The 5,863-nt window shown below is 44.7% G+C and carries 2 protein-coding genes; both read right to left on the bottom strand.

What is annotated here, in order from left to right; all coding sequences use genetic code 11:
• Nucleotides 1-4,673: hypothetical protein (locus tag JT717_RS28220; RefSeq protein WP_205514705.1), on the bottom strand; the 4,673-nt coding region annotated here is incomplete at its 3' end.
• Nucleotides 4,674-4,835: 162 nt separating this feature from the next.
• The coding region (locus JT717_RS28215) for an HYR-like domain-containing protein (protein WP_205514704.1) at nt 4,836-5,863 on the bottom strand (1,028 nt) is incomplete at its 5' end.

Below are 5,863 nucleotides of genomic sequence, written 5' to 3'. Positions count from 1 at the left end.
TTTGGTTTGACAGTCAATGTGAGCGTAACAATGGAATCACAACCAGCTGCACTAATAAGCGTATCCTTATAAGTTCCGGCTGCATTATAGGTGTTTCCATTCCAAGAGTATGGTAATTGATTGTTACAGATGTCAATAGTTTCTGCGCCGGTTACATTCGGCTTGATAGTGAGGGTCAAGGTAACGATGGAATCACAACCAGCAGCGCTAATCAGGGTGTCTTTATAAGTGCCTGCTGCATTATATATGTTTCCATTCCAAGAGTATGGTAATTGATTGTTACAGATGTCAACGGTTTGAGAGCTGGCTACATTGGGCTTGATGGTGAGGGTTAAAGTAACGATAGAATCACAACCAGCTGCACTGATCAGGGTGTCCTTATAAGTTCCGGCCGCATTGTAGATATTGCCATTCCAGCTGTAAGGAAGTTGGTTACCACAAATGTCAACAATTTGCGAACCGGTAACATTTGGTTTGACAGTCAATGTGAGCGTAACAATGGAATCACAACCAGCAGCACTGATCAGCGTGTCCTTATAAGTGCCTGCCGCATTATATATGTTTCCATTCCAAGTGTATGGCAATTGATTGTCACAGATGTCAACAGTTTCTGCACCAGTGACATTTGGTTTCACAGTCAATGTGAGCGTGACAATGGAATCACAACCAGCTGCGCTGATCAAGGTGTCTTTATAAGTTCCGGCTGCATTATATATGTTTCCATTCCAAGTGTATGGCAATTGATTTTCGCAGATGTCAATGGTTTCTGCACCAGTGACATTTGGCTTGATAGTCAGGGTTAAAGTAACAATGGAGTCACAACCAGCAGCGCTGATCAGGGTATCCTTATAAGTGCCTGCTGCATTATATATGTTTCCATTCCAAGTGTATGGCAATTGATTGCCGCAGATGTCAACGTTTTGCTCACTACTTACATTCGGTTTGACAGTCAAAGTAAGAGTGACAATGGAATCGCAACCAGCTGAACTGATCAGGGTATCCTTATAAGTGCCTGCTGCATTATATATGTTTCCATTCCAAATGTATGGTAATTGATTGTTACAGATCTCAACAGTTTCTGCGCCGGTTACATTTGGCTTTATGGTGAGCGTCAAAGTAACTATAGAATCACAACCAGCTGCACTGATCAGGGTGTCCTTATAAGTGCCGGCTGTATTATATGTGTTTCCATTCCAAGAGTATGGTAATTGATTGTCACAGATGTTAATGGTTTCTGCGCCGGTTACATTTGGTTTGACAGTCAAAGTAAGAGTGACAATGGAGTCACAACCAGCTGCGCTGATCAGGGTGTCCTTATAAGTGCCTGCTGCATTATATATGTTTCCATTCCAAGTGTATGGCAATTGATTGTCGCAGATGTCAACGGTTTGCTCACTACTTACATTCGGTTTGACCGTCAAAGTTAGAGTGACAACGGAGTCACAACCAGCGGCACTGATCAGGGTGTCCTTATAAGTGCCTGCTGCATTATATATGTTTCCATTCCAAGTGTATGGCAATTGATTGTCGCAGATGTCAACGGTTTGCTCACTATTTACATTCGGTTTGACAGTCAATGTGAGCGTGACAATGGAGTCGCATCCAGCTGCACTGATCAGCGTAACCTTATAAGTTCCGGCTGTGTTATATATGTTTCCATTCCACGAGTATGGTAATTGATTGTTACAGATCTCAACAGTTTCTGCACCAGTGACATTTGGTTTGATGGTAAGGGTTAAAGTAACGATAGAGTCACAACCAGCTGCGCTGATCAGGGTGTCCTTATAAGTGCCGGCTGCATTATATATGTTTCCATTCCAAGAGTATGGTAATTGATTGCCGCAGATCTCAATTGTTTCTGCACCTGTTACATTTGGTTTTACAGTCAATGTGAGCGTGACAATGGAATCACAACCAGCAGCGCTGATCAGGGTGTCTTTATAAGTTCCGGCTGTGTTATATATGTTTCCATTCCACGAGTATGGTAATTGATTGTTACAGATCTCAACAGTTTCTGCGCCAGTGACATTTGGTTTGATGGTGAGGATTAAAGTAACAATAGAATCACAGCCAGCTGCACTGATCAGGGTGTCCTTATAAGTGCCTGGGGTATTATATATGTTTCCATTCCAGGGGTATGGTAATTGATTGCCGCAGATCTCAACAGTTTCTGCGCCAGTAACATTTGGCTTTATGGTGAGCGTCAAAGTAACTATAGAATCACAACCAGCTGCACTGATCAGGGTGTCCTTGTAAGTGCCGGCCTCATTGTAAGTATTGCGGTTCCAGCTATATGGCAATTGATTTTCGCAAATCTCAACCGTTTCTGCGCTGGTTACATTTGGCTTGACAGTCAGGGTCAAAGTAATGATAGAGTCACAACCAGCAGCGCTGATCAGGGTGTCTTTATAAGTGCCGGCTGCATTATATATGTTTCCATTCCAGGTGTATGGCAATTGATTGTCACAGATGTCAATGGTTTCTGCGCCCGTTACATTTGGCTTGACAGTCAGGGTTAAAGTAGCGATAGAGTCACAACCAGCAGCGCTAATCAGGGTATCCTTATAAGTGCCGGCTGTATTATATGTGTTTCCATTCCAAGAGTATGGCAATTGATTTCCGCAGATGTCAACGGTTTGCTCACTACTTACATTCGGTTTGACAGTCAGAGTAAGAGTGACAATGGAATCACAACCAGCTGCGCTGATTAATGTATCCTTGTAAGTACCGGCCTCATTGTATGTATTGCCGTTCCAGCTGTATGGCAATTGATTAGCGCAGATGGTGGCTGTTTGGGTTCCGGTTACTTCAGAATTAACGTTCAAGGTCAATGTAATGATGGAATCGCAGCCAGCGGCATTTGTCAGGGTATCCTTATAAATGCCTGCTGCATCATAAGTATTGCCGTTCCAGCTGTATGGCAATTGATTAGCGCAGATGGTGGCTGTTTGGGTTCCGGTTACTTCAGGATTAACGTTCAAGGTCAATGTAATGATGGAATCGCAGCCAGCGGCGCTGACTAATGTATCGTTATAAGTGCCTGCAGCATTGTATGTATTGCCGTTCCAGCTGTATGGCAATTGATTAGCGCAGATGGTGGCTGTTTGGGTTCCGGTTACTTCAGGGTTAACGTTCAAGGTCAATGTTACAATGGAATCGCAGCCAGCGGCATTAGTCAGCGTATCCTTATAAGATCCAGCTGCATTGTAATTATTGCCGTTCCAGCTGTATGGCAGTTGGTTAGCACAGATGGTGGTCGTTTGCGTTCCGGTTACTTCAGGGTTAACGTTCAATGTTAGTGTCACGATCGAATCGCAACCAGCAGCATTGGTTAATGTATCCTTGTAAGTACCTGCTGCGTTATAAGTATTGCCGTTCCAGATGTATGGTAATTGGTTAGCGCAGATTGTGGCGGTTTGCTCTCCTGTTACTGCAGGGTTCACATTGAGAGTCAGCGTAACGATCGAATCACAACCAGCTGCATTGGTTAGGGTGTCTTTATAAGTGCCGGCTGTATTGTAAGTATTACCGTTCCAGGTGTATGGCAGTTGATTAGCGCAGATTGTGGCGGTTTGCTCTCCTGTTACTGCAGGGTTCACATTGAGAGTCAGCGTAACGATCGAATCACAACCAGCTGCATTGGTTAGGGTGTCTTTATAAATGCCGGCTGTATTGTAGGTATTACCGTTCCAGGTGTATGGCAGTTGATTAGCGCAGATCGTGGCGGTTTCGGATCCTGTTACAACAGGATTTACGTTGAGGGTTAAAGTGACAATCGAGTCACAACCAGCTGCGCTAGTTAAAGTGTCTTTATAAGTGCCGGCTGTATTGTAAGTATTGCCATTCCAGATAAATGGTAGTTGATTGGCGCAAACGGTAGCAGATTCAGTGCCAATGACAACAGGATTTACATTCAGTGTTAGTGTTACTATCGAGTCGCAACCAGCGGCGCTGGTCAGTGTGTCTTTGTAGGTTCCTGCAATGTTATAGGTGTTTCCGTTCCAGTTGTAAGGTAATTCATTTTCGCAAACAGTAGCGGTTTGGGATCCTGTAACTACCGGATTTACATTCAGTGTCAACGTTACGATGGAGTCACAGCCGGCAGCACTGGTTAACGTGTCCTTATAAACCCCTGCTTCATTATATGTGTTTCCATTCCATAAATATGGCAATTGGTTAGCGCAAACGGTGGCGCTTGCTGAGCCTGTTGCAGTTGCAATCACATTCAGGGTTAGTGTTACCACTGAATCGCAGCCGTAGACAGTCTGTAATGTTACTGTTGTTGTTCCTGCCTCCGTTAACGTTTTCCCGTTCCAAATATAAGGTAGTTGCGTCTCGCAGATCGTGATCTCCTCATTGGTAGCTTGATGAGGATAGACATATACAATTCCCGATTGTATTTCTCCCAAACAACCATCTGCCGAGAGCTCCTGAACGGTAATGAGAAATTGACCAACCGTATTCCAGGTGATCGTTATTTCATTGGTTGTGGTGGGTTGTGTAACACCATCTATTTTCCATGTGTAAGTTGAGGGAACGCTTGGGTCATTTACAGAATATTTTTTAGTGGCTCCGATACATACATGATCCGGCATAGCCATTTGCGCAGATGTCTCTTTAACACCTATCAAAAGCAAAACCAACACAATGATATGTAATAACCGTTTATACATTCTGCTTATTCATGCACGCTTTACCAGCGGCATACATACGTTGTCTTTTTTGTTATCCTGAACAAAGTGCTACATGCACACTGCTTTTCGAGCCAGGCAGTGTGCATGTTTGCAGCTTTGGGTGATTTTAATTTGGCTTCATTTCTTTGTTACTTTTCATTTTTAATTATGGGTGATTGGTGTGGTTGCTGGTAATGGACTAATAGTCACCACTGTTGTACACCTTGAAATATTACCGCATGCATCTGTAACTGTCCATGTTATTGTCGACACGCCTACATTAAATATTCCACTAGCATCATTTCCTGTACCGCTTCTTGTTGTCGCCCCTGTAACCTGGTAGGTGATCGTTAGATCAGTGCTACAGTTATCCGTTGCTGTCAATGGCGCAATTGTGTACGTGTTGCCTGACACAATACAGAAGGCTTGTGATGGTGCACAAGTAATAACCGGTGCTTCTGTATCCCTGGTGAAGGTGATCGTTTGTGTTTGAGTGGCTGTATTACCGCAAGCATCTGTCACAGTCCATGTTCTGGTAATAGAGCGGTCACAACCGGTACCGGTTTCTGCCCCATCGGTAAAGGTGGCGGTAAGACCAGTCGAGCAGTTGTCGGTTACTGAAGCCGTACCAAAGGCCGCTGCGATCTGATCAGCCGTCGGGTTACAGATTACTGCGGTTGAAGCAGTAAGCGTGATAACCGGTGCTTCTGTATCCCTGGTGAACGTGATGGTCTGCGTTTGAGTGGCTGTATTACCGCAAGCATCTGTCACAGTCCATGTTCTGGTAATAGAGCGGTCACAACCGGTACCAGTTTCTGCACCATCGGTAAAGGTGGCGGTAAGACCAGTCGAGCAGTTGTCGGTCACTGAAGCCGTACCAAAGGCAGCTGCGATCTGATCAGCTGTCGGGTTACAGATTACTGCTGTTGAAGCAGTAAGTGTAATAACCGGTGCTTCGGTATCCCTGGTGAAGGTGATAGTCTGCGTTTGCGTTGTTGTATTACCGCAAGCATCTGTCACAGTCCATGTTCTGGTAATAGAGCGGTCACAACCGGTACCTGTCTCTGCACCATCGGTAAAGGTGGCGGTAAGACCAGTCGAGCAGTTGTCGGTCACTGAAGCCGTACCAAAGGCAGCTGCGATCTGATCAGCTGTCGGGTTACAGATTACAGCAGTGCTTGCTGTAAGTG

Origin of the sequence: Longitalea arenae, assembly GCF_016924755.1 — a bacterium.
In the GTDB taxonomy this organism is placed as follows: domain Bacteria; phylum Bacteroidota; class Bacteroidia; order Chitinophagales; family Chitinophagaceae; genus Niastella; species Niastella arenae.
The sequence above is the reverse complement of the archived record's forward strand: the minus strand, read 5'-3'. Positions and strand labels throughout refer to the sequence as shown.